At 69.6% G+C, this 1,523-nt stretch carries 1 protein-coding gene; it reads left to right on the top strand.

All coding sequences use genetic code 11. The annotated features are described in order from the left end of the window. Positions 1 to 227: 227 nt before the first annotated feature. On the top strand, positions 228 to 1,523 hold a 1,296-nt coding region (locus JCM19049_RS13840; protein WP_054821871.1), incomplete at its 3' end, for a bifunctional 3'-5' exonuclease/DNA polymerase.

The following is a 1,523-nucleotide window of genomic DNA, read 5'->3' as shown; positions in this document are numbered from 1 at the left end:
CCGGGGCCGGGGGTTCGGAAACATTTGGGGCGCCGCGGTTGGCACCGCGCGGTCGGTGGCCAGCGGCGGGGGCGGGACCGCCACAAAACGCTGATCCACACCAGCCGGTTCACACCGTCGGAGGTTCTCTAGCCATTTCATGCCCCTACCGTGACCGGCCACCCCTGGCCTGGAGGGTCGTAGGGGGCCGAATGGGGAAATCTCGGGCACCAAGGCACAATTAAGCCATGCCCACACTCGCCTTCCTCGCCACCGGCACCGATGAGGCCTTCGGAGTCATTTTGCTGCGCGAGGAAGCCGATGGAAAGCAACTGGCTCCACCGATCACGGTGTCCCGGCAGGACTTTGCCGCCACCGTCCAGCGCCTGGAAGACCAGTACAGCCCACGCTGGGTCATCTCCCGCACCGCGAACTGGATGCCTGCGCTGCTGGAGGCCGACGTGCACCTGGCCAAGGCCCATGTCCTGGACCTGGCCCAGCGGATCCTGCACCGCAGCCCCTTCGTCTCCCAGCGCCTACCCGATGTGGAGCTGGACGAACGTGCCGCCCGTCCCGCCCAGCCGGGTCAGGACACGCTGTTCGCCGAACCCTCCCAGGGTGAGGACCTGCCCGGACTGGAGGCCCGCTACCTGCAGCAGCGCCAGGCCCTGCCCATCGACGCGCAACAGCGTCACCGCCTGCAACTGCTGCTGCGTGCCGAGAGCATCGGCGCGGTCATTGCCGCGGAGATGGAGCACGCGGGGTTGGCCTGGGATGCGAACGCGCACCGGGCCCTGCTGCGAGAACAGCTGGGCGCCCGGGTCCCGGAGGGGATGCGAGAACCGAAACTGGCGGAACTGGCCACCGAACTCGGCCAGGCGCTGCACAGCCCGGGACTGAATCCGGATTCGCCCCAGGAGCTGCTGCGCGCCCTGCAGCGGGCCGGGTACCCGGTGGGTTCGGTGCGCGCCTGGGAACTGGAGCAGCACCGTGATCCGGTGATCAACCTGGTGCTGCACTACAAGCACCTCTCCCGGCTGGCCAGCACCCACGGGGATGCCTGGCTGGATCACTGGGTGCGCGACGCGCGCTTCCACCCGCATTACGTGTTGGGCACTGTCGCCTCCGGGCGCTGGGCCGCCACCGGCGGGCGGGCCCTGCAGCTGCCGCACGATATCCGCCAGGTGATCACCGCCCCTGCCGGACGGGTGTTCGTGGTGGCCGACGGACGCCAGCTGGAACCGCGGATCCTCGCAGCCATTTCCGGGGACACTGCACTGCAGCAAGCCGGGCAGGACGCTGACCTGTACCAGGCGTTCGTGGACACCGGGGTCGCCGCCAGCCGGGCGGATGCGAAGCTGGGCATGCTTTCGGCAACCTACGGGGGAAGCTCGGCAATGGCCGCCGGGGTGGTCTCCGCACTGGAGCGCAACTTCCCGCGCGCCATGGAGTATGTCAGCCAGGCCGCCCGGGCCGGGGAACAAGGCCAGGGGGTGCACAGCTGGCTGGGCCGTGGCTGCCCACCGGCCTCCGAGGAATGGGTG

This window comes from Arthrobacter sp. JCM 19049 (assembly GCF_001310435.1).
The sequence above is the reverse complement of the archived record's forward strand: the minus strand, read 5'-3'. Positions and strand labels throughout refer to the sequence as shown.